Source organism: Streptomyces peucetius (assembly GCF_025854275.1).
Lineage (GTDB): Bacteria > Actinomycetota > Actinomycetes > Streptomycetales > Streptomycetaceae > Streptomyces > Streptomyces peucetius_A.
In genome coordinates, this window is record NZ_CP107567.1 from 6,082,677 (window position 1) to 6,104,825 (window position 22,149).

Consider the following 22,149-nt stretch of genomic DNA (forward strand, 5'->3'; position numbering starts at 1 on the left):
TTGCGCCAAACACACGTTCGAGTGAAAAATCGCAGATTGCCTGACGTGGGCATTCTCCTGGGTGTAGTGCGAACGATCGAGCCGATCGTGCACCCGTTACGGTAGCCTTCGCCGGCGACCACGACGGAGCCGGGTCGTTCCGGCGCTTTCCGGTACCGCGCTTCCGGGTCGTCCTTCGATCTCGCAGTCTCGCATTCCGGCCGCCCCGGGACGGGGACGTCAGGGCCTCGTGTCGCATCGGGCGGACTCGTCCGCGCACGCTGCGCAGCCGTCCGGTACGGGCTGTGTCCGCGTGCCGCCGGTGCCCTTCCAGGTGCGTCGCGCAAGGCGACACGCGAAGCGAGCTGCAGTACGCCAAACCCCAGATCTAGTGGTTGGATTGGGTTGGCCACCCAGAAGTTGTGTCCCTGGTGCTTCACGGCCGAGGGCATCGCCTATGCTTGTGGCTGCTTCGCGGGGCCGTTTCCGGCCCGCAGAGGCATATCGGTCGTGCTCATGGAGGAGGGGTTGGGAGCCATGCACTGTCCCTTCTGCAGGCATCCCGACAGTCGTGTCGTCGACAGTCGCACCGCCGACGACGGGACGGCGATCCGCCGCCGCCGGCAGTGCCCGGACTGCGCCCGGCGATTCACGACGGTCGAGACTGCCTCTCTCATGGTGATCAAGCGCAGCGGCGTGACGGAGCCCTTCAGCCGCACCAAGGTCATCTCCGGTGTGCGTAAGGCATGCCAGGGGCGGCCGGTCACCGAGGACGCCCTCGCCCAGCTCGGCCAGCGGGTCGAGGAGGCGGTGCGCGCCACCGGAAGTGCCGAGCTGACCACCCATGACGTGGGTCTGGCCATACTCGGCCCGTTGCAGGAGCTCGACCTCGTCGCATACCTGCGCTTCGCGTCCGTGTACCGGGCGTTCGACTCACTCGAGGACTTCGAGGCCGCCATCGCGGAACTCCGCGCCGGGCGGCCTCCTGCTGAGGAAGGCGGGGGCGGCGGGACCGTCGAGGTCCCCGTGCCCGCCACCGCCGCCGACTGAGCGGGAGCGGCTGAACGGCCGGGGACACGAGGGCCCCCGCCGGTCGGCCCAGGGCGGCAAAGAACCTGCTCGTGGACGCCGTGTGTGGCGGCCGGAGCGACAGATACAAACCGTGCCCCGGGAAGATCTGGGCACTTCAGGGCGTTTTTGCCCGTATATGGGAGGCGGCATGACCGAGACGACGAGCGGCCCGGCACGAGGGTCCCGAGCCAAGGGATCCAAGGCGAGCAAGGGCCTGCGTATCGAGCGCGTCCACACCACCCCCGGCGTGCATCCGTACGACGAGGTGGTCTGGGAGCGCCGTGACGTCGTCATGACCAACTGGCGTGACGGCTCGGTGAACTTCGAGCAGCGTGGCGTCGAGTTCCCCGACTTCTGGTCGGTGAACGCGGTCAACATCGTCACCAGCAAGTACTTCCGCGGGGCGGTCGGCACCCCGCAGCGCGAGACCGGTCTCAAGCAGCTCATCGACCGGATCGTGAAGACGTACCGCAAGGCCGGCGAGGACCACAGCTACTTCGCCTCGCCCGCCGACGCGGAGATCTTCGAGCACGAGCTCGCGTACGCCCTGCTGCACCAGATCTTCAGCTTCAACTCGCCGGTCTGGTTCAACGTCGGCACGCCCCAGCCGCAGCAGGTCTCCGCCTGCTTCATCCTGTCCGTCGACGACTCCATGGAGTCGATCCTCGACTGGTACAAGGAAGAGGGCATGATCTTCAAGGGCGGCTCCGGCGCCGGCCTGAACCTCTCCCGTATCCGCTCCTCCAGGGAGCTGCTGTCCTCGGGCGGCAACGCCTCCGGCCCGGTCTCCTTCATGCGCGGCGCCGACGCCTCCGCAGGAACGATCAAGTCCGGCGGCGCCACTCGTCGCGCGGCCAAGATGGTCATCCTCGATGTCGACCACCCCGACATCGAGAACTTCATCGAGACCAAGGTGAAGGAAGAGGAGAAGATCCGCGCCCTGCGTGACGCGGGCTTCGACATGGACCTGGGCGGCGACGACATCACGTCCGTCCAGTACCAGAACGCCAACAACTCGGTGCGCGTCAACGACGAGTTCATGAAGGCGGTCGAGGCGGGCGGCAAGTTCGGCCTGCGCGCCAGGATGACCGGCGATGTCATCGAGGAGGTCGACGCCAAGGAGCTCTTCCGCAAGATGGCCGAGGCGGCCTGGGCCTGCGCCGACCCGGGCATCCAGTACGACGACACGATCAACCACTGGCACACCTGCCCGGAGTCCGGCCGGATCAACGGCTCGAACCCGTGCAGCGAGTACATGCACCTGGACAACACCTCGTGCAACCTCGCCTCGCTGAACCTGATGAAGTTCCTCAAGGACGACGGCAAGGGCAACCAGTCGTTCGACGTCGAGCGCTTCTCGAAGATCGTCGAGCTGGTCATCACGGCGATGGACATCTCCATCTGCTTCGCCGACTTCCCGACCCAGAAGATCGGCGAGAACACCCGCGCCTTCCGCCAGCTGGGCATCGGCTACGCCAACCTCGGCGCGCTCCTGATGGCGACCGGACACGCGTACGACTCCGACGGCGGCCGTGCACTCGCCGGTGCGATCACCTCCCTGATGACCGCCACCTCCTACCGGCGTTCCGCCGAACTGGCCGCGGTCGTCGGACCGTACGACGGGTACGCCCGCAACGCCGAGCCGCACAAGCGCGTCATGAAGCAGCACTCCGACGCCAACGCCACGGCCGTCCGCATGGACGACCTGGACACGCCGGTATGGGCGGCCGCCACGGAGGCCTGGCAGGACGTGCTCCGCCTCGGCGAGAAGAACGGTTTCCGTAACTCCCAGGCCTCGGTCATCGCCCCGACCGGCACCATCGGTCTCGCGATGTCCTGCGACACCACCGGCCTCGAGCCCGACCTCGCCCTGGTCAAGTTCAAGAAGCTGGTCGGCGGCGGTTCCATGCAGATCGTCAACGGCACGGTCCCGCAGGCCCTGCGCCGCCTCGGCTACCAGCCCGAGCAGATCGAGGCGATCGTCGCCCACATCGCCGATCACGGCAACGTGATCGACGCCCCGGGGCTGAAGAGCGAGCACTACGAGGTCTTCGACTGTGCCATGGGCGAGCGCTCCATCTCCGCGATGGGCCACGTCCGCATGATGGCGGCCATCCAGCCGTGGATCTCCGGCGCGCTCTCCAAGACGGTCAACCTGCCGGAGACGGCGACCGTCGAAGACGTCGAGGAGGTCTACTTCGAGGCCTGGAAGATGGGCGTCAAGGCACTCGCGATCTACCGCGACAACTGCAAGGTCGGCCAGCCGCTCTCCGCGAAGAAGAAGGAGCAGGAGAAGGCAGAGGTCACCGAGAAGGCCGAGGAGACGATCCGGGCCGCGGTCGAGAAGGTCGTCGAGTACCGCCCGGTCCGCAAGCGTCTTCCCAAGGGCCGCCCGGGGATCACCACCTCCTTCACGGTCGGCGGTGCCGAGGGCTACATGACCGCCAACTCCTACCCGGACGACGGTCTCGGCGAGGTCTTCCTGAAGATGTCGAAGCAGGGTTCCACCCTGGCGGGCATGATGGACGCCTTCTCGATCGCCGTCTCGGTCGGCCTGCAGTACGGCGTTCCGCTGGAGACGTACGTCTCGAAGTTCACCAACATGCGCTTCGAGCCGGCCGGTATGACGGACGACCCCGACGTGCGGATGGCGCAGTCGATCGTCGACTACATCTTCCGCCGCCTGGCGCTGGACTTCCTGCCCTTCGAGACCCGTTCCGCACTCGGCATCCACTCCGCGGAGGAGCGTCAGCGCCACCTGGAGACCGGTTCCTACGAGCCCGCGGACGACGAGCTGGATGTCGAGGCCCTGGCCCAGTCCGCTCCGGTGCAGCAGGATCTGAAGGCCGTCACCGCCCCGAACGCGGAGGTACCGGCGCCGAAGCAGGCCCACACGTCCGCCGAGCTGGTGGAGATGCAGCTGGGCATCAGCGCCGACGCCCCGCTGTGCTTCTCCTGCGGGACCAAGATGCAGCGTGCCGGTTCCTGCTACATCTGCGAGGGATGCGGCTCGACCAGCGGCTGCAGCTGATGACCGACGCCACCGGGTGAACCGGTGAGGGCGGGGGAGCCGATGAGGCTCTCCCGCCCTTTTGCCTGTCCGTGTGGTCACCGCCGCTGCTCTGTGCGGTCGCCACGCGCCCTGCTTCTCCGCGCCGGCATGCGCGATCAGCGGACGGGACGGCCCATCACCGTGAGATACGTCTGCGGGTCGGCGTCGAAACCGGCGAGCGTGCCGCTGAACGTCCACTCACCGGCCTCGCCGCGGACGAACTCGCAGACCGTCGCCGCCGTGGCGTCCGGGACGGTGGCGAAATCGTTCCCCCCGATCTCCGTGTGCCCCTCGACGACCCGTACCGAGGCGTTCGCGACATCGCCGAACGCCGTGCGACCGTTGCTCTGCTGGATCACGACTCCGACGACGACCCGGCCGTAGGCCGCCGCCAGCCGGTCGAATTCCAGGGTCATGACCTCGTCCGCCCCGAAGCCCTGCCCCGTCCTGCTCTCCCTCGCCAGGGTGATCGTGCCGTCGGGGGAGCGGCTGTCGAAGTGCACGACGTACGCCGGCTCGCCGAAAGGGGCCTCCGCCGGATACGTCGCGGCCACCAGATCGAGGTCATGGGGCGCCTCGCCGAGGGGGCTGGGATCCCACCTGAGGGCCACTTCCGCCTTCTGGACGCCCTTGTTGAGGCTGCTCACAGCTCATCCTTCCCCGTAACCACCGGAAATACTTCGTGCGTTGACCGTATCCGTTCAGTGAGGGATGCGGCGAGGAGGCCGCCGGCGCACCACCTCGTCGCGGAACGCCTCGATCTCACTGCTGACCTGGCCGATCAGATGGGTGTGCTCGATCCGGTCCAGATACAGGCAGCGCCGTGCGATCCCCTCGAGTTCGAAGGCGAAGCAGCCGTTCACAATGCTGGGACGGTCAGGGGTGGTGGCCTGGGCGTGTGCCACGGCATCGACGAAGAGAGCGCCCTCACGGGAGGCGCGGGGCACCGAGAACGCCCCGAGGTAGGCGCCGTCGGCCTCCAGAGTGGCGACGCTGGTCCTGTGCTCTTCGGGTGTACCCAGACCCGACTCGTCGCCCCGCATGAGGATGTCCGTGCCGCCGTCGACGAGTACCACCGCGTCGATGTCGTACCGCTCGATCAGTGCCCGGTAGGCGGCGCGCAACGGCTGGACGTCCACACGGGACAGGGCGAGGACGGTGTCGGGGTAGCCGAGGAGCGCCGGCCATCGCGCGAGCGAGCCCTCCGGGAAGTACGCCTGGTACGGCGCCGATTCCGGTGTGATCACAGCTACGTCGGGAGCGAGCCAGTCGTCGACCGGCAGGCCTTCGATGGCGCTGAACGTGAGGTTGGCCAGACCAGGTGGACCTCCTTGCCCTGGTGGAGGAGGGACAGGGCCACCGGCAGCCCCGCGTACACGTCGAAGCCGCCGCCGACGCCGACGACGAGGATGCGCTCGGCTGACGTGAGGCGGTTGAACAGCGGGTTGGTGTGCAGGGCCGTCGTGGTGATCATTGTGTGGGGTGACGAGCGTTCAGCGGTATGCGTCAAAAGACCGCGGGCGTACCCGTGCGGTGGGCGGGTGCTGTGACGCAGGGAGTGACCGGCGCCACGTTCCGGGCCGTACGATGGCGCGGTGCTGGTCAAGTGGATTCGCTGCACGGTGGTGGACCGCCGAGGGTTCGAACGCGGGCAGCGGAAATGGGCGGGGCTGCTGGGTGAGCCGGGATTCCGGGGGCAGGGCGGAGGGTGGAGCAGGATACGGCCGAACGTGGCCCATGTCTTCGCCTTCTGGGAGACACGGGCCTTCTACGACTCGTTCATGGCGCGCGCCCACGACCGGCTCGCGTCCGGACAGGCGGGCACGTACAAGGACATGCAGGCGAAGCTGTTCGACCACCGCTTCGACGTAAGGACCGGTTTCGAACCGCGGTTCACGGAATCCGACGTGGTCAGGGTGGCCCACTGCCGGGTCCGCGAGGACAGGGTCGAGCACTTCTCCCTGATGCAGGAAAAGGTGTGGAACCCGGCGATGGCGGGGTCGCCGGGGATGGTGCGCGGTGTGTTCGGGGAGGCACCCGGCAACGAGTTCCTGGTGATGTCCATGTGGCTGTCGGCGGCGGAGCACGGGAAGTACCGTGCCGAACGCGTCGAGCGGCTGCTGCTGCGCGCGCAGACGGAGGCGGACGTGTCAGCCCTGGCGGGGGACGTCGTGGCACTGGAGCCGTCCTGGACGGTGTGATCAGCTGTCCGCCGCGGCGGTGAAGACGCCGGCCCTCACACCCGCGACGACGGTCGCGGCCGCTTGGTCCGCGAGCGCGTGGCCGATCGGCTCCCGGGTGATGAACAGCCTGAAGTAGAGCGGCGCGGAGACGGCTCGGACCACCGCTCCCGCGTCCGTCCCGGGTGGAGCTTCCCCGCGCTCGACCGCACGGCGCACGATGGTCTCGCAGCGTGAGAAGCGCTCCGCGTAGAAGGCGTGCAGCGCGTCGGCCGCGCGATCGGACTGGAAGGCCGCGGCGATGATCGCGGTGGGCGCGGCAGCCTGCACCGGATCAGTGAACGAGTCGGCCGCCTCGCGCGCCAGCGCCCGCAGGTCACCTTGGAGGCTGCCGGTGTCCGGCGGGCTCCAGTCGTCCTCGCCCGCCAGCTCCAGAGCGTCGGCGACGAGTCCCTCTATCCCTCCCCAGCGCCGGTACAGGGTCGTCTTGTGGACGCCGGAGTGCTCCGCGACGTATTCGACGGTGAGGCCGGGGTAGCCGTGCTCACCCAGCCCGGTGAGAACGGCGTCGCGGACCGCGGCGCGGGTGCGGGCGGTGCGGCCGCCGGGACGGAGCGTGCCGGGTGCGGACTGTGCAGAGGTCAACCGCCACTCCTGTTGCGTTAGGTGGTTTGAGTGTGCCACACTCGCGGTAACGCGACAAGTGTTGCGTTAATGCCTTGTGGAGGTGTCCTTGCCCACTCAGATCTCCATGCGCGGAGTCACTCTGTCCCGTACCGAGGACGAGTTCGCAGACCTGCTGCTGTCCTACAGACTCTTCCGCCCGAGAGATCTGCATGTCGCCGTGGGAGCCCTTTCTGCCGGTCAGCCGGCGCCGCCTGGCTCTTGCCCGGCTGCTGGCCCGGCCGGCCGATCTGCTGTTGCTCGACGAGCCCGCCAACCACCTGGCGCTCGGACTGGTCGAGGAACTGGAGGAGCTCTGTCCGCCTGGACCGGTGCACTGGTGGTCGTCTCGCACGACCGCTGCTGCGCCGGCGCTTCGAAGGGAGGGTCCACAGGACGGCATCCGACCGACTGCTCGACTGAAAGGCCCTAGGGTCGTCTTATGGCGCGACCGCGACGTATCGTCCTCGTCCGGCACGGAGAGTCGGTGGGCAATGCCGATGACACGGTGTACGAACGCGAGCCCGACCACGCTCTCGGGCTGACCGCCGTCGGCCTGGCGCAGGCCGCGGAGACGGGAACACGGCTGCGGGAGCTCTTCGGACGCGAACGGGTCAGCGTCTACGTCTCCCCGTACCGCCGCACCCATGAGACGTTCAGGGCCTTCGGACTGGACCCGGAGCTCGTCCGGATCCGGGAGGAGCCGAGGCTGCGGGAGCAGGACTGGGGCAACTGGCAGGACAGGGACGACGTACGGCTGCAGAAGGCGTACCGGGACGCGTACGGCCATTTCTTCTACCGCTTCGCCCAGGGGGAGTCCGGGGCCGACGTGTACGACCGGGTCGGTGCGTTCCTGGAGAGTCTGCACCGGAGCTTCGAGGCCCCCGACCATCCGCCGAACGTGCTCCTGGTGACCCACGGACTGACCATGCGCCTGTTCTGCATGCGGTGGTTCCACTGGACGGTGGCGGAGTTCGAGTCGCTGTCCAATCCGGGCAACGGCGCGACCCGCATACTGCAGCGCGGCGACGACGGGCGGTACCGCCTCGACCGGCCCTTCGAGCGCTGGAGAACCCCGAAGCCGTACGGCGCCACCGGATAGAGTGGCAGGAAGATGACCGTTGATTCCGCATCCGACCGGCGCTTCGTACGCGCTCTGGACAGCCTGCGAGGCCTGTCCGTGGGAGACGCCCTGGGCTCCCAGTTCTTCGTTCCCTCCAACTATCCGCTGCTGAAACGGCGCGAGCTGCCGCCCTCCGTCTGGCAGTGGACGGACGACACCGAGATGGCCTGCTCCGTTCTGGCCGTGCTTGTCGACCGCCACCGTGTGGACCAGGACGCCCTCGCCCGGTCCTTCGCCGAACATCACGACTTCGACCGTGGTTACGGCCCCGCGGTCAACCGGCTGCTCCGGCTGATCAGGGAGGGCGGCGACTGGCGCGAGCTGTCGGCCGAGCTCTTCCAGGGGCAGGGATCGTGGGGCAACGGCTCCTCCATGCGGATCGCGCCTCTCGGTGCCTGGTACGCGGACGACCCGGAACAGGCCACGCACCAGGCCGAGATCTCTTCGTACCCCACGCACCAGCACCGGGAGGCCGTGGTCGGCGCCATGGCCGTGGCCGCGGCGGCCGCGCTGGCAGCCGCCCCCGCGGGGCCGCCGGCACCGGCGGACCTGCTGGGCGGTGTGATCGCCCTGGTGCCGCGCAGCGCGGTGGGCGCCGGTCTGCGCCGGGCGCGGGACATGCTCGACTACAACGACGCCGGAACCGTCGCCGCCGTACTGGGCAGCGGCCGACGCACCAGTGCCCATGACACGGTGCCGTTCGCGCTGTGGTCCGCGGCCCGGTCGCTCGGGGACTTCGAGCAGGCGTTCTGGACCACGGCACAGGTCGGCGGCGATGTCGACACCACCTGCGCCATCGCCTGCGGAGTCGTCGCCGCGAGCAAGGCCGCGCAGCCGCCGGCGCACTGGCTGGAGCGCACGGAGGAACTGCCCGACTGGCTGCCCGGAGCGGACCGCCGGGACTGACGCCGGGGGCCGTGGCGCCAGGAGTGGCAGAAGTGCCGGCGAGAAGCTGTGGCGACGCCAGGAGGGCGAGGCGGTAAGCCGCGGCGTCGGAGACGGCCCGGCGGGGGACAGCCCTGATGGTGGGAGCGCGAGACGGGGGCGGTCCGTCGCCGGACCGTCATGACGCGGGTGCAGGCCGTCCTCTCGGGCGCGGCCTGCACCGGCGTGTCACGCGGCGTGGCCGCCGGGCCCCGCCGCTCCGCTGAGTGCCTCCAGGTCGCTCTTGCGGACCCGCACCACGAACAGGGCTGTCACCACGGCGAGCGCGACCAGGCCCACTCCGGCCCAGAACGCGGTCGAGATGCCTTCGGCGAGGACCTGGTGTCCCCATGGGGGCGGCAGCTCGTGGGTCTTGGCGAAGGCCTCCTGCTGGGCGGGCGTCGCCTCGGCGAGGAACGACGGCAGCTGCCGCTCGGCCTCGTCGCGGCTCGCCGTCCCGAACACGGTCATCAGGATCGACAGGCCGAGGGAACCTCCGACCATCTGCGTGGCATTGAGCAGGCTGGATGCGGCGCCCGACTCGTGTTGCGCCACTCCCGACACAGCGGTCAAGGTCGCTGTCACGAACACCAGACCCATGCCGAAGCCGAAGAGCAGCATCGGCCCGAGCACTCCGCCTCCGTAGGAGCTGTCGGGGGATATGAACGTGAGCCACGCCATGCCGCTGCCCGTGAGCACGGCGCCGGCGACGAGGAAGGGCTTGGGCCCCAGCACCGGCAGCAGTTTCGAGGAGAGGCCCGCCGCGATCACGATCATCACCGTCACCGGCAGGAACGCGAGGCCCGAGGTGATGGGGCTGTAGCTCAGCACGTTCTGCACGAACAGGACGATGAAGAAGAACATGCCGAACATCGCCGCCGCGAGGCTCATCATGATCAGATACGTGCCGGACCTGTTGCGGTCGGCGAACATGCGCAGGGGCGTGATCGGCTCGTGTGCCTTGCGCTCGATCAGCACGAAGGCCGTCAGAAGGACCACCGCGGTGGCGAACGCGCCCAGCGTGAGCCCGTCGCTCCAGCCGTCCTCAGAGGCTCGGATGAAGCCGTAGACCAGCGACGCCATGCCGACGGTGGAGGTGAGCGCGCCCGTCACGTCGAACCGGCCGGGGTGGCGCTCCGACTCGTTGATGAACAGGGGCGCCAGAACGGCGATCAGGATGCCGATGGGCAGGTTCACATAGAAGACCCAGCGCCAGTCCAGCCACTCCGTGAGCATGCCGCCTGCCAGCAGCCCGATGGCCGCGCCGCTGGCGGAGACGGCCGCGAAGATGCCGAAGGCGCGGTTGCGTTCCGGTCCTTCACGGAAGGTCGTGGTGATCAGCGCGAGCGCCGTGGGCGAGGCGATCGCTCCGCCCACCCCCTGAAGCGCGCGGGCCGCGAGCATCTGCCACGGCTCCTGCGCGACCCCGCACAGCAGCGACGCGAAGGTGAAGAGCAGCACACCGGCGACGAACACCCGGCGACGCCCGAGGATGTCGCCCGCTCTACCGCCGAGGAGGAGAAGTCCGCCGAAGGTGAGCGTGTAGGCGTTCACCACCCACGAGAGCTGAGTCGTGCTGAACTCGAGCGCTCCCTGGATGTGGGGGAGCGCGATGTTCACAATCGTGGTGTCGAGGACCACCATGAGCTGCAGGGCGGCGATGACGGTGAGTGCCATGCCGGGGCGCCCTTGCCGGCGGGCCGCCCCCGGTGGAGCAGGTGCTGTTAACTGAGAGGTTGTCACTACGAATCCCCCACGCGTGAGTTAGTGAACGACGCCGTTCACTTTTCCGTCAACCGTAGAGAGTCCCCGTCAGTGAACGCAAGCGTTCACTGAACCTCCCGTCCCCAACGGAGATATGACGATGGCCACTTCGCGCTGGACCAGTGCCGCGCAGGCTCCGTCGGCCCCCCTGCGCCGACGAGGTCCCGTGCTCGAGCGGGCGATCCTCGAAGCCGCCCTGGAGCAGCTGAGTACGGTCGGCTGGAACGGATTTACGATGGAAGGGGTCGCCGCAGAGGCGCAGACGGGAAAGGCGGCCGTCTACCGGCGCTGGCCCTCCAAGGAGGACCTTGTCGCCGACGCGCTGGAGGCAGGGCTCCCACGGCTCGACGAAGCCGCCGACCAGGGCGGCATCCGGGAAGACCTCTTCCATGTCTGCCGACGGGTGCGTGACGCGATGTTCTCCCGCACCGGCATCGCGCTGCGATCAGTGCTTTACGAATGCGATGCCGCTGCGGCCGAACGCTTCCAGGGCCTGATCGTCAGCCGGGTGGTCGAGCCATCCGTGCAGCTCTTCCGTGCGGTGGTGCAGCGGGGTGTGAACCGTGGTGACGTCCGGGCGGACGCGCTCTGCGAACTGGTTCTCGATGTGATCCCGAGCCTGCTGATGTACCGCTCCAAGGTGTGCGGGAGCGAATGGCGCGACCAGGACATCGCCAAGATGATCGATCAGGTCATGCTCCCGCTGCTCCGGCCGCACAGCTGCCGTACGACCGCGTGCGGATCGTGACCTCCATCCGGTTGTCATCCGGGCACCCCGGCGGCGTACCCTTGCTGGCGCCATGCCCTACGAACCACCCACTCACGCAGTCGAGCGCTCGATCCGGGCCACCACCCGCGCCAAGATCGTCGCAGGTATCGACGAAGTCGGGCGCGGAGCGTGGGCCGGACCGGTGACGGTGTGCGCGGCGGTCACCGGACTGCGCAGGCCGCCCATCGGCCTGACCGACTCCAAGCTGATCACTCCCAAGCGCCGTGAGGAACTGGCAGGGCTGCTCGAGGGCTGGGTCACCGCTCACGCCCTCGGCCACGCGTCGCCGGAGGAGATCGACGAGCTGGGAATGACGGCAGCCCTCAGGCTGGCAGCCGGCCGGGCCCTGGAAGAACTGCCGGTCCGGCCTGATGCCATCATCCTCGACGGCAAGCACGACTACCTGGGAGTGCCCTGGCAGGTGCGTACGGTGATCAAGGGTGACCAGTCGTGCGTGGCCGTCGCCGCCGCATCGGTGATCGCCAAGGTGCGCAGGGACGCGCTGATGGCCCAACTGCCTGAGGACTTCGCCGCTTTCGGCTTCGCCGAGAACGTCGGTTACCCCTCGCCCGTGCACAAGGCGGCTCTCCGGGAACTGGGCCCCACGCCGTACCACCGGCTCTCCTGGGCGTATCTCGACGCCCTGCCCCGGTGGCGGCACCTGAAGAAGGTCCGTATCTCCCCGGAGGCGGCCGAACTGGAAAGCGGGGGCCAGCTCGGCTTCGACTTCTGAACTTGCCCTGCCATCAGCCCGGTCGCACTGTTCGTGCCACCCGCCGATGCCTTCCGCACCAGCATTTGATAGACATCCACCCATGCCTCTCATTCCCGAGGAGCCTCAGATTCACGAGAGCGCCCAGGGTCCCCGCGTCACTCCGGCCACCGGCCGTACCGCGCCGACCCCCCGTCCCGTCCCCGGTCCGCGGTCCGCGGCCTCGCCGCGTCCCGGTCACCCGGGCCCCGGCCCGTCCAGGCCCGCCCCGCCTGCGCAGCGCGCATCCGGTGCTGCCGGGAAGCCGAAGCCACCCCGGCCGGAGAATCGTTCCGCGCCGCAGATCCAGCTGGTCCCCGCAGCTGCCGACGCCGCACTGGACGCCGCCGACGAGGCGGTCGACCTGCTGCTCGACTCCGGCCGCGCCCCTGGCGACGTGCTGGTGTTCACCACGGGTGACCCGCACCCGTGGGCCGCTCACGAGCTGTCGTTCGGCGAGAGCGCCTACTGGGGCCAGCACGACGCCCGCGACGACGTCTTCTACGCCGACGCCGCATCGGTGGACCGTGCCGCGGCCCGGCCCGTCGTCGTGGTCGCTGTCAACGGCGGCAGGGACGACATCGCTGCCCGTGCGCTGCCGGCCGCACTGAAGAAGGCTTCGGCGCTTCTCATCGTCTGCGGTGACCCCCAGCGCATCAACGCCGTTCTCGGTGCGGGCGTCTGACCCGGACCTCCTGAACGGGGCGTACGGTCGATCGTGGTCCGGCTGCCCGGTCATGGGCAGCCGGTGGACGATTCAGCGGGCCGCCGTGCGCCGGAGTGCGTCAACGGCGCCGCCTGCCGTACGCAGAGGCACCGGATCGGCGTCGGTACCCGCGTCGGCCAAACGGCCGGGTGACGACGTCGAGTTGGGGTGGCGCCCGCCGCGCCCCTCGCCCAGCACCTGCCAACCGCCGCGCGTCAGCGTGATGTACGCGCCGCAGCGCAGGCCGTGGAGCGTGCACGCGTCCCGCAGGCCCCACATCCATGCCCCGTCCTCCTCCGTCCACCGCTCGTCGCCCTCACGGCAATAGAGCAGCACGGCGGTGCGCACGGGTGTGCGCCGGCGGAGGTCGTGCGGAATCACCCGCCGCAGATGGGCCAGCAGTGCGTTGCGGAACTCCCAGCCGTCCGCGGACACGGCGCGCCGGGAGAACGACGCGCTGGCCGCCAGCCGTTCCTCGTGATCGAGCACGGCGACGACTGCCGTCGTGGGTGCGGGACGGTGCCGGGCATGCAGTCCACCGACCACCTCGCGCGGGTTGCGCAGCAGCGGGATACCGGCTGCTGCCCATTCGGCCGGCTCGAGCAACCGGGCAAGGCGGTTGGCGGAGTTGGCCGATGCGGTGATCGAGGTGGCTGCGGACGAAGCGAATCCGAAGGTCACGGTCCTCCCTTCGCATACGCGCCCACAGTGCGGGCAGGGTCGGGTGAGGGCGCGCCACGGCATGGCCCTTGGGGACCGCGAACGGGCCGTGCGGGGGAGCACTCCAATTCTTCCTGGCGCATGGGAATGCGGCAACGAGCAATTCGGCACCACCGGTGGAAAACAGCGGGTATGACGTTCATATCCCTTCCCTCTTCGGCCCCGGACGACCCCTTCGCTTCAGGACTGGATGGCAAGGACCAGCGGGAACACCCCCTGCGCGCCCGCCCTGCGCAGCAGCCGTGACGCAACGGCCAAGGTCCAGCCGCTCTCCGAGTAGTCGTCGACCAGCAGCACCGGACCTCCCGCGGCGGCCAGCGCCTCCGCCAACTGCGGGGGCACGACGAGCGCCTCGTGCAGCGCTCGCACCCGCTGGGCGCTGTTGGTACGCGGGATACCCGAGTCCAGTACCTCCGGCACGTATTCGACGGATCCCAGCAGCGGCATCCGGCCGACCTCCCCGATGCGTCCGGCGAGGGAACCGATCAGACGTGGCCGACTGCGGGAGGCGACCGTGACCACCCCCGCGGGGCGCTGCGGCGCGTCCGCGGCTCCTGAGGCCCAGCCGCCAGGTCCCCTGGCCCAGTCGGCGAGCACGGTCACGACCGCCTCTGCCATGTCGTCGGGCACCGGGCCGTCCGGCGCCTGTGGCGTGAACATCGGACGGAGCCGGTTGCCCCAGCCGATGTCCGAGAGCCGCCCCAGAGCCCGCCCGGTGAAGGACTGCTCACTCTCCGGGATGCGGCCCTTGAGGCTGATGCCGACGGCGGGCAGCCCCGTCGGCCACATCTTGCGCGGCTCGACCTCCGCACCGGGCCTGCCGAGCTCCCCCCGAGCCGCGTCCAGTGCCGCAGCGGACACTTTGTCGCTGAACCGCGCGCCGGAGCAGTTGTCGCAGCGGCCGCAGCGCGACGCCTCCTCGTCGTCCAACTGGCGTCGCAGGAACTCCATCCGGCAGCTGGTGGAGCTCACGTAGTCGCGCATCGCCTGCTGCTCGGCAGCGCGCTGCCGGGCCACCCACGCATACCGCTCCGAGTCGTACGACCAGGGCTGTCCGGTCGTGGCCCAGCCGCCCTTCACCCGTCGTACGGCGCCGTCGACGTCGAGCACCTTGAGCATGGTCTCCAACCGGGTGCGCCGCAGCTCCACCAGCGGCTCCAGCGCCGGAAGCGAGAGGGGGCGGTCGGCCTGCGCCAGTACGTCGAGTGTGCGGCGCACGAGATCCTCGGGCGGGAAGGCGACGGATGCGAAGTACTGCCAGATCGCCTCGTCCTCCTTGCCCGGCAGCAGCAGCACCTCCGCAAGCTCCACGCCGCGGCCGGCGCGGCCCACCTGCTGGTAGTACGCGATCGGGGACGACGGCGAACCGAGGTGCACCACGAAACCGAGATCCGGCTTGTCGAAGCCCATGCCAAGCGCCGATGTCGCCACCAGCGCCTTGACCCGGTTGGCGAGCAGGTCCTCCTCCGCCTGCTGCCGGTCGGCGTTCTCCGTGCGTCCGGTGTAGGAGGTCACCGTGTGGCCGCACTGGCGCAGATAGGCGGTGACCTCCTCAGCGGCGGCGACCGTCAGTGTGTAGATGATGCCGGACCCCGGCAGCTCGCCGAGATGATCGGCGAGCCAGGCCAGACGGGTCGCGGCGTCCGGGAGCTGCAGCACGCCGAGGCTCAGGCTCTCCCTGTCCAGCGGGCCGCGCAGCACCAGGGCGTCGGTGCCCGCTCCCGTGCCGAGCTGCTCCGCCACGTCCGCCGTGACCCGCGCGTTGGCGGTGGCGGTCGTGGCAAGGACCGGGACGCCCGCGGGGAGGTCGGCGAGCATGGTGCGCAGCCGGCGATAGTCGGGCCGGAAGTCGTGGCCCCAGTCTGAGATGCAGTGTGCCTCGTCCACCACGAGCAGCCCGGTCGCCGCGGCCAGCCTGGGCAGCACCTGGTCGCGGAAGTCCGGGTTGTTGAGCCGCTCGGGACTGACGAGCAGCACGTCGACCTCACCCGACGCGATCTCGGACTGGATGGTCTCCCACTCCTCGGGGTTGGACGAGTTGATCGTCCGGGCATGGATACCGGCCCGCGCCGCAGCCTCCACCTGGTTGCGCATCAGCGCGAGCAGCGGAGAGACGATCACGGTCGGGCCGCTGCCGCTCGCCCGCAGCAGCGACGTGGCGACGAAGTAGACAGCGGACTTGCCCCATCCCGTCCGCTGGACGACCAGGGCCCTGCGCTTGTCCGCGACGAGTGCCTCGATCGCGCGCCACTGGTCCTCGCGCAGCCGGGCGCGGCCCGAGGTGTCGGAGACGAGCCGGGCCAGGACGGAATCGGCGGAAGCCCTGAGCTCCGCGCGGTCTGCGTTGGTCATGCACCCATGCAACCCGATGGCACCGACAAACCGCGAACGAGCCGACGAGCCTGTGGACAAAGTTATCCACAGGGGTCGCGGCGTTCGGATCTTCGCGGGACCGTCGTCGCATGAACAAGCACCACGACCTCACCGGTTCCGACCAGCAGATCACCCTGCGCGGCCCCGCCGAACTCGCCGACGCCCTCCCGTACATGATGGGGTTCCACCCGACCGATTCCATCGTCCTCGTCGCCCTGCACGGCAGCAACGGACGCTTCGGCGGACGACTCCGGCTCGGCATCCCACGCTCGCCGCATGAATGGGCCCCCGTCGCCGCGCAACTCGCCGAATGCCTGATCCAGGGCTGCCGGCGCCGAGGGGCCGGACCCGACGGCATCGTGGCCTTCCTCTGCCAGGACCCTGCAGAGGGCGAGAGCGGACAGCAGGTCATGGAGCGGCTGCGCCCGCTGGCACAACGACTGCGCACCGCCTGCGGCACCCTCGAGGTGCCGGTGTACGAAGCGCTGTGCATCTCGGACGGCCGTCTCTGGAGCTACTGCTGTCCCGACGCCCGCTGCTGTCCGCCCGACGGCACGCCCCTCGCACTGCCCGGCACGTCGGTGATGGCCGCCGCGGCGGCCTACGCGGGAATCACGGTGCGCGGCAGTCTCCGCGACATGGAGCAGCGGTTCGCGCCGTCGACGTCCCCCGAAGCTCAGGACCAGGTGCGAGCACTCGATACGGCAGGTGCCGCGGTCACCTCCAGGATCCTCGACGCCCAGGGACGGCAGCAGGTCGCCGACGAGACGGTGACGCTCGCCCGCCGTCTGCTGGAACGCATGGCGGATACCCCTCGCGCCGACGACGACCCCGGCGCCGACGTGGCGGACGACCGGCTCGTCGCCGCGGACGAGGCCGCGGCGGTGATCCTGGGTCTGCAGGACCGGGAGACAAGGGACCGGGCGGCGCAGTGGATGGAGGGCGCGGAAGCGGCTCCGGCACTGCGTGTCTGGCGGGTCCTGTCACGGCGATGCGTGCCCCCGTACACGGAGCACGCCGCGGCGCCCCTCACGCTCGCGGGGTGGGTGTCGTGGTCCCTGGGCGACGAACCCGGCGCTCGGGTCGCTCTGGGGCTCGCGCTCAAGGCCGATCCCGAGTATGTGTTCGCACGCCTGTTGCACCAGGCGTGCAACGAAGGGTTGGATCCGGAGACGGTGCGCCACTGTTTGCGACAGGCACGCGATGCTCAGCCGCCGACGCCACCTTCCGCACCGCCTTCCGCATCGCCTTCCGCGGACGCCCGCACGCGGACCCGGCGGCGTCGCACCAGGCTCCTCGGGAGGTCCGCCGCCAAGCCGGAGCTGCAGGGGCCCCGGGCGCGGAGCCGCCGTCCCGCACCCGCCCGGCCACGCAGCGGCACGGCGACCGCCCGGGCCCGCACGCGTGCCGGCCGGCGCGGCACCCGAAGGGGGCGGTGACGGCCGTGGGGGTGCGCTCCGGCTTTGGGGCCGCCGCAGCCGGCCGGCCGGCTGCGTGCGGTGCGTATCAGCCGGCCGGGCCCCGACGAGGTCGAGCGGGCTCGGTCCGAGGACCGGCATCGACCTGTCGAACGAGGTCGCGCTGCTTCGCCCGGCTCGGCGAACGGCGAAGAGCCGCACACCGTAGAGCCGGCGCAGGACGTCGGCCGGCCGCAGCTCCCCTCCGAGCACCCGCCGGGCCGGAGCGGATGGGCGCCGAGCGGCTCCGCCGCGATACCGCCGGCAGACGGCCCCAGTTGGGGACGTGGGCCGACCGCGGCGGGTGACCACGACCGAGTGAGGAAACCAGCCGTGCAGGTGGCGAAGGGTGTGTTTATCGTCAGGCAGACGACTATGATCGCGGCATGTCGCCCTACGACCCGTCGGCCTTTCCGCCCTTTGCCGTCACCGTCGATCTGGTCGTGCTCACCGTGCGCCGGCACGCGCTCTGCGCTCTGGTCGTGCGCCGCGGTGAGCCGCCGTTCCAGGGCAGGTGGGCGTTGCCCGGCGGCTTCGTCAGGGGCGACGAGGACCTGGCAGCGGCAGCGGCACGCGAACTGTCCGAGGAGACGGGCCTGTGCGCGCACGACCCGGCTTCCCCGGGGGCGGCCAACGGCGCCCACCTGGAGCAGCTCGCCACCTACGGAGACCCCAAGCGTGATCCCCGCATGCGAGTGGTGAGCGTCGCGCACCTCGTCCTCGCCCCCGACCTGCCGGCGCCTCGCGCGGGCGGCGACGCCAACAGTGCTCGGTGGGCGCCGGTCGAGGAGCTCCTCGACCGTGACAGTGGCTACGCACGCGAGGACGAACAGCAGGCGCCACTGGCCTTCGACCACGCGCTGATCCTGGCGGACGGCGTGGAACGGGCCCGGTCCAAGATCGAGTACTCCTCGCTGGCCACCGCGTTCTGCCCGCCGGAGTTCACCGTGGGGGAGCTGCGGCGGGTGTACGAAGCGGTGTGGGGCGTCGCCCTGGACCCCCGTAACTTCCACCGCAAGGTGACCGGCACGCCCGGCTTCCTGGTGCCGGCCGGAGGCACGACCACCCGGCAGGGCGGCCGCCCTGCGCAGCTCTTCCGGGCCGGCGGTGCCACGGTGCTGAACCCGCCGATGCTGCGCCCCGAAGTCTGATTCCCGTAGGCGCCGGCCCGTCGGTCGTGTCCTGACACCCGGGGCTCCACTGATGCGCAAAAAATCCAAAATGTCGCGTTATCTTGCTGCGATACGCGTGCTGCCGCTGAGCGGTCTCACCTTCCGCGAGAGAGGCGAGAGAAGCGTTGCTCCAGGCCGTCGGACTGACCAGTACCCGCCGCCGGGAGCATCCGCCCGCCGTCGACGATCTCACCTTCGAGGCCCGGCTGGGCCGGGTCACCGTGCTGCTCGGCTCTTCCGGCGCGGGGAAGACGACGGCGCTGCGGCTCATCCTCGGGCTCGAGGCCGGCCGGGGGTCACGTACTTCCGTGGCAACCCGCTTCATCGCGTCGCCAACCCCGCATGCGAGGTGGGCGTCCTGCTCGGTGACGTGCCGGGGCACCCCGCCAGGACGGCCCGCAGTCAACTCCGGATGCTGAGCGCAGCCGTCGGCGTCCCTGCCTCCCGCGCCGACGAGCTGCTCGACGTGGTGGATCTCGGCGCTCTCGCCCAGGAGCAGCTGGGCAGGCTCTCGCTCGGCATGGACCGCAGGCTCGGGCTGGCGTCCGCCCTGCTGGGAGACCCGCAGGCACTGGTCCTCGACGATCCCGCCCGCGGGCTCTCGCCGCGCGACAGGAGCTGGCTGTTCGCGCTGCTGCGGGCGCACGCAGCCGATGGCGGAACGGTCCTGTGCACGCTCAGCGACCCCAAGGAGGCCGTCCGGCACGCCGATCGCGTCGTCACGCTCCACGAGGGCCGCCTCGTGGCCGACCAGGAGGCCGCCGACTTCTCGCGGACACGGCTCCGGCCCCGTGTCGCCGTCCGTACCCCGCACGCCGCCCGGCTCGCGGCCGTCCTCGCGTGCGAGGCCCGTGCCGCGCGGCGGTCGGTGGAGGTGGTTGCCGACAGCGGTGGTGGTCTCGCGGTCTTCGGCAGCAGTTGCGCCGCCGAGGTCGGTGAGGCGGCCTTCCGGCACGGAGTGCTCGTCCACCGCCTCACGGACGAAGTCGGTGACTCAGACCCTGCCGCCGCCCCCTGCCCTGCCCCCGCCCCCTGCCCCGCCCCCTGCCCGGACCCGGCTCCAGCCACGGAGCCGGACCCAGCCCCGCCCCCAGCCACGGGGCCGCGTCCCGTCCCCGACCCGGTCCAAGCCCCAGCGCACCAGCCCCCCACTGCCCCTACCGCCCCGACGCCCGCGCCCGTCGCCCCCGACATGCGCCCGCCCGCCCCCCACCGCGCAAGCGCCCGCCCCCGGCGCCCTCCCGAGGCCCCAGCTCCCCGAGCCCTACCTCCCGAGGTCCCACCCGCCCAAGACCCGCCTCCCGAAGCCCGCGCGCCCGGTGCGCAGTCCGCGATGGCCCGTGCGCTACGAGGTCCGCCGCCTCCTCGGCGTACGCACCGCTCCCCTGATCGCCCTCGCCTCCCTTGCCGCCTCCCTCGCCCTGTGCGTGCTGCTGGCCCGGTCGGAAGGCGCCTTGCATCCCCGGGCCGTCGTCGCGTGGCCCGGCTACCTGCCGTTGCCTCCGGCGGCGTTCGGTGCCGGCCTCATCGGGGCGCTCGCCTTCGGCGAGGAGTTCCGCTATCCCGCTCTCGCCGCCGCACGGGGCGCGGTGCCGCGCCGGCTGGGGCTGCTGCTGGCCAAGCTCGGCGTGACCGCGGTGGCCGCTCTGGCCCTCGCGGGTCTCGTGGTGACCCTCGACATCCAGGCCCTGCGTCTCGTGTACGTGCCGGACTTGGTGTCGGCGCCCCGCAATTGGCCCGGGGCGGCCGCCGGTTGGGGTGGTCTCTGTGTCGGCTGCGCCTGGTCCGGCCTGCTGGCTGCCGGGGTCTTCAGGGTCACGGCGGCGGGAGTGGCCGCGGTGCTCGCCGCGCCGGTTCTGGTGGCGCCGCTCGCGCACAAGGTGATCGTCGTACCGGCGACCCGCTCGATCGCCGGACTCCCCGGCAGGCTGCGTGAAGTGGCCTGGGTCGAGTTCCCGCAGCAGGCGGACCGCTGGGTGATCGCCGCGGGGCGGCTGCTCGCGCAGCCCGTGGGGGCGGCGATCCTGCTGTCGCTGACGGCGCTGATCTGTGCGTACGCGGTCACCGGTCTTCGCCGCAGAGCCTCTTGGTGACCGAGAGGTGACCGGCTGTTCGTGAACTGCCCACAACGTCTTGGGAAATGCCCGTTTCCTTGCGAAAAGTCGTCAATTGCAGGGTGAGCGCCGATCACCCTTTCGTGTGCTTTTCACCAAAGACCTCAAGGGGCACGGAAGCGGAGCCGACAAAGGATGCGTGAGTACCCTTGCGCACACCATGATGACCGCCGCCCGTCCCACCGAGAACGGCCTCGCCGGCCCGGGCGAACTCGACCGATACGGCTACGGCGGCCAGCCCGTGGCCGACCGTGTCGGCCCTCCCTCGTGGGACGGCTCCGACGCGGACTTGGGCCGGGTCGGCCGCCGCACGGCGGGCAGCCGCGGCCGCGGCCTGCACGGCCAACTCGTCCAGCAGCTCGGCCAGATGATCGTCTCCGGCGATCTCGGGGCGGACCGCCCGCTCGTACCCGAGGAGATCGGCCAGCGCTTCGAGGTCTCCCGCACCGTCGTGCGGGAGTCGCTCCGGGTCCTTGAGGCCAAGGGGCTGGTCAGCGCCCGGCCCAATGTCGGCACCCGCGTCCGGCCCGTCAGTGACTGGAACCTCCTCGACCCCGACATCATCGAGTGGCGCGCCTTCGGTCCGCAGCGCGAGGACCAGCGCCGGGAGCTGGGTGAGCTGCGCTGGACGATCGAGCCGCTGGCCGCCCGGCTCGCCGCCGGCCACGGCCGTGAGGACGTCCAGCAGCGTCTTGGTGACATGGTCGAGATCATGGGCCACTCCCTGGCCCAGGGTGACGCGCTCACGTTCTCGCGCGCCGACGCCGAATTCCACTCCCTGCTCATCCAGCTTGCCGGCAACCGCATGCTGGAGCACCTGTCGGGAATCGTTTCGGCTGCGCTCCAGGTGTCCGGCGGCCCGGCCGCCGGCTGTGACCGGCCCACCGAGGCGTCGCTGTCGCATCACGCCCGTATCGCCGACGCCCTCGCCGCCGGCGACGGACAGGCCGCCGAATCGGCGATGCGCCAGCTGCTCACGGTTCACCCGGAAGTGGAGCGAGTCGTTCCCGCGCCGCGTGAGCACTGACTGCGGCCGCGGTCGGGGACAGCGGGGCGTCCGGGCCGCGTGGCGCCGGCTTCCGAGTGATGTGTCGCCGGATTCCGAGTGGATCCGGCGACACGCTGTGCGGCAAACATCCCGTTCTGGGCGCTCAGCGGCTTTTGGGGTGTGACTGGGGCCACGTGGATTGGGCGTAACACTCCTCGAAACTGCGCGATGACCTAAGAGGTGACAGCCGAGGAGGGAATACAGCAGCCGTACGCGGCACTGTGACAGCTCCTTGGTTTCCGCCCGCGCCACCGGCACATCCGCAGCCCGGTGGTCGTCGGCT

General features: G+C 70.4%; 16 protein-coding genes and 3 pseudogenes. 13 read left to right on the plus strand and 6 right to left on the minus strand.

Going from position 1 to position 22,149, the window contains the following annotated elements; translation table 11 throughout:
* Nucleotides 1-516 precede the first annotated feature (516 nt).
* Both nrdR and OGH68_RS27705 read left to right on the plus strand, forming a co-directional pair.
* Nucleotides 517-1,029, plus strand: a complete 513-nt coding sequence (gene nrdR, locus OGH68_RS27700) for a transcriptional regulator NrdR (protein ID WP_264247735.1) — start codon at nt 517-519, stop codon at nt 1,027-1,029.
* A gap of 169 nt (nt 1,030-1,198) precedes the next feature.
* Nucleotides 1,199-4,081, plus strand: a complete 2,883-nt coding sequence (locus OGH68_RS27705) for a vitamin B12-dependent ribonucleotide reductase (protein WP_264247736.1) — start codon at nt 1,199-1,201, stop codon at nt 4,079-4,081.
* A gap of 137 nt (nt 4,082-4,218) precedes the next feature.
* On the opposite strand, the gene OGH68_RS27710 is transcribed toward OGH68_RS27705, so the two are convergent.
* Together OGH68_RS27710 and OGH68_RS27715 are read right to left on the minus strand one after the other, a co-directional pair.
* Complete coding sequence (locus OGH68_RS27710; protein ID WP_264247737.1) at nt 4,219-4,749, minus strand: TerD family protein; 531 nt, start codon at nt 4,747-4,749, stop codon at nt 4,219-4,221.
* A gap of 54 nt (nt 4,750-4,803) precedes the next feature.
* Nucleotides 4,804-5,576, minus strand: a pseudogene (locus OGH68_RS27715) (hypothetical protein).
* Between the two features lie 121 nt (nt 5,577-5,697).
* Between OGH68_RS27715 and OGH68_RS27720 the strand changes: the two are divergent.
* Nucleotides 5,698-6,303, plus strand: coding sequence for a YdbC family protein (locus OGH68_RS27720; RefSeq protein ID WP_264247738.1), 606 nt, complete (start codon nt 5,698-5,700; stop codon nt 6,301-6,303).
* On the opposite strand, the gene OGH68_RS27725 is transcribed toward OGH68_RS27720, so the two are convergent.
* Nucleotides 6,304-6,927: a TetR/AcrR family transcriptional regulator gene (locus OGH68_RS27725; protein ID WP_264247739.1), complete on the minus strand. Its 624-nt coding sequence runs from the start codon at nt 6,925-6,927 to the stop codon at nt 6,304-6,306.
* A gap of 136 nt (nt 6,928-7,063) precedes the next feature.
* On the opposite strand from OGH68_RS27725, the pseudogene OGH68_RS27730 reads away from it, so the two are divergent.
* The 3 genes and pseudogenes from OGH68_RS27730 to OGH68_RS27740 form a co-directional block, all read left to right on the plus strand.
* Nucleotides 7,064-7,368, plus strand: a pseudogene (locus OGH68_RS27730) (ATP-binding cassette domain-containing protein); the annotation flags it as partial.
* Nucleotides 7,369-7,387: 19 nt separating this feature from the next.
* A complete protein-coding gene (locus tag OGH68_RS27735) occupies nt 7,388-8,047 on the plus strand; it encodes a histidine phosphatase family protein (RefSeq protein WP_264247741.1) in 660 nt (219 codons plus the stop codon).
* Between the two features lie 12 nt (nt 8,048-8,059).
* Nucleotides 8,060-8,974, plus strand: coding sequence for an ADP-ribosylglycohydrolase family protein (locus OGH68_RS27740; RefSeq protein ID WP_264247742.1), 915 nt, complete (start codon nt 8,060-8,062; stop codon nt 8,972-8,974).
* Nucleotides 8,975-9,181: 207 nt separating this feature from the next.
* Here OGH68_RS27740 and OGH68_RS27745 read toward each other — a convergent pair whose 3' ends face one another.
* Entirely contained in the window at nt 9,182-10,735 is a 1,554-nt protein-coding gene (locus tag OGH68_RS27745) for an MFS transporter (RefSeq protein ID WP_413471039.1), read from the minus strand.
* A gap of 121 nt (nt 10,736-10,856) precedes the next feature.
* On the opposite strand from OGH68_RS27745, the gene OGH68_RS27750 reads away from it, so the two are divergent.
* The 3 genes from OGH68_RS27750 to OGH68_RS27760 all read left to right on the plus strand — a co-directional run bounded on the left by OGH68_RS27750 (nt 10,857) and on the right by OGH68_RS27760 (nt 12,961).
* Complete coding sequence (locus OGH68_RS27750) at nt 10,857-11,504, plus strand: TetR/AcrR family transcriptional regulator (RefSeq protein WP_264247744.1); 648 nt, start codon at nt 10,857-10,859, stop codon at nt 11,502-11,504.
* 52 nt (nt 11,505-11,556) lie between these two features.
* A complete protein-coding gene (locus OGH68_RS27755) occupies nt 11,557-12,258 on the plus strand; it encodes a ribonuclease HII (RefSeq protein ID WP_264247745.1) in 702 nt (233 codons plus the stop codon).
* A gap of 82 nt (nt 12,259-12,340) precedes the next feature.
* Nucleotides 12,341-12,961 (plus strand): hypothetical protein, encoded by a 621-nt coding sequence (locus tag OGH68_RS27760; protein ID WP_264247746.1) that lies wholly within the window; start codon nt 12,341-12,343, stop codon nt 12,959-12,961.
* Nucleotides 12,962-13,033: 72 nt separating this feature from the next.
* Here the strand turns inward: OGH68_RS27760 and OGH68_RS27765 are convergent, their stop codons facing one another.
* Together OGH68_RS27765 and OGH68_RS27770 are read right to left on the minus strand one after the other, a co-directional pair.
* Nucleotides 13,034-13,663, minus strand: a complete 630-nt coding sequence (locus OGH68_RS27765; protein WP_264247747.1) for a hypothetical protein — start codon at nt 13,661-13,663, stop codon at nt 13,034-13,036.
* Nucleotides 13,664-13,882: 219 nt separating this feature from the next.
* Nucleotides 13,883-16,054 (minus strand): RecQ family ATP-dependent DNA helicase, encoded by a 2,172-nt coding sequence (locus OGH68_RS27770; protein WP_264247749.1) that lies wholly within the window; start codon nt 16,052-16,054, stop codon nt 13,883-13,885.
* Nucleotides 16,055-16,164: 110 nt separating this feature from the next.
* On the opposite strand from OGH68_RS27770, the gene OGH68_RS27775 reads away from it, so the two are divergent.
* The 4 genes and pseudogenes from OGH68_RS27775 (at nt 16,165) to OGH68_RS27790 (ending at nt 21,845) form a co-directional block, all read left to right on the plus strand.
* On the plus strand, nt 16,165-17,514 hold the full coding sequence (locus OGH68_RS27775; RefSeq protein WP_264247750.1) for a DUF4192 domain-containing protein: 1,350 nt from the start codon (nt 16,165-16,167) through the stop codon (nt 17,512-17,514).
* A 404-nt stretch (nt 17,515-17,918) separates the two neighbouring features.
* Nucleotides 17,919-18,683 carry an NUDIX hydrolase gene (locus tag OGH68_RS27780; protein WP_264247752.1) on the plus strand — a complete coding sequence of 255 codons (765 nt, stop codon included), beginning with the start codon at nt 17,919-17,921 and terminating at the stop codon, nt 18,681-18,683.
* Between the two features lie 146 nt (nt 18,684-18,829).
* Nucleotides 18,830-20,797, plus strand: a pseudogene (locus tag OGH68_RS27785) (ATP-binding cassette domain-containing protein).
* 160 nt (nt 20,798-20,957) lie between these two features.
* Nucleotides 20,958-21,845 carry a FadR/GntR family transcriptional regulator gene (locus tag OGH68_RS27790; protein ID WP_264247754.1) on the plus strand — a complete coding sequence of 296 codons (888 nt, stop codon included), beginning with the start codon at nt 20,958-20,960 and terminating at the stop codon, nt 21,843-21,845.
* Nucleotides 21,846-22,149: the final 304 nt, after the last annotated feature.

Coding starts and splice junctions, on each gene's coding strand:
- nrdR (WP_264247735.1), top strand. CDS start 517: ATGCACTGTCCCTTCTGCAGGCATCCCGACAGTCGTGTCGTCGACAGT.
- OGH68_RS27705 (WP_264247736.1), top strand. CDS start 1,199: ATGACCGAGACGACGAGCGGCCCGGCACGAGGGTCCCGAGCCAAGGGA.
- OGH68_RS27735 (WP_264247741.1), top strand. CDS start 7,388: ATGGCGCGACCGCGACGTATCGTCCTCGTCCGGCACGGAGAGTCGGTG.
- OGH68_RS27740 (WP_264247742.1), top strand. CDS start 8,060: ATGACCGTTGATTCCGCATCCGACCGGCGCTTCGTACGCGCTCTGGAC.
- OGH68_RS27750 (WP_264247744.1), top strand. CDS start 10,857: ATGGCCACTTCGCGCTGGACCAGTGCCGCGCAGGCTCCGTCGGCCCCC.
- OGH68_RS27755 (WP_264247745.1), top strand. CDS start 11,557: ATGCCCTACGAACCACCCACTCACGCAGTCGAGCGCTCGATCCGGGCC.
- OGH68_RS27760 (WP_264247746.1), top strand. CDS start 12,341: ATGCCTCTCATTCCCGAGGAGCCTCAGATTCACGAGAGCGCCCAGGGT.
- OGH68_RS27770 (WP_264247749.1), bottom strand. CDS start 16,054: ATGACCAACGCAGACCGCGCGGAGCTCAGGGCTTCCGCCGATTCCGTC.
- OGH68_RS27775 (WP_264247750.1), top strand. CDS start 16,165: ATGAACAAGCACCACGACCTCACCGGTTCCGACCAGCAGATCACCCTG.
- OGH68_RS27780 (WP_264247752.1), top strand. CDS start 17,919: ATGTCGCCCTACGACCCGTCGGCCTTTCCGCCCTTTGCCGTCACCGTC.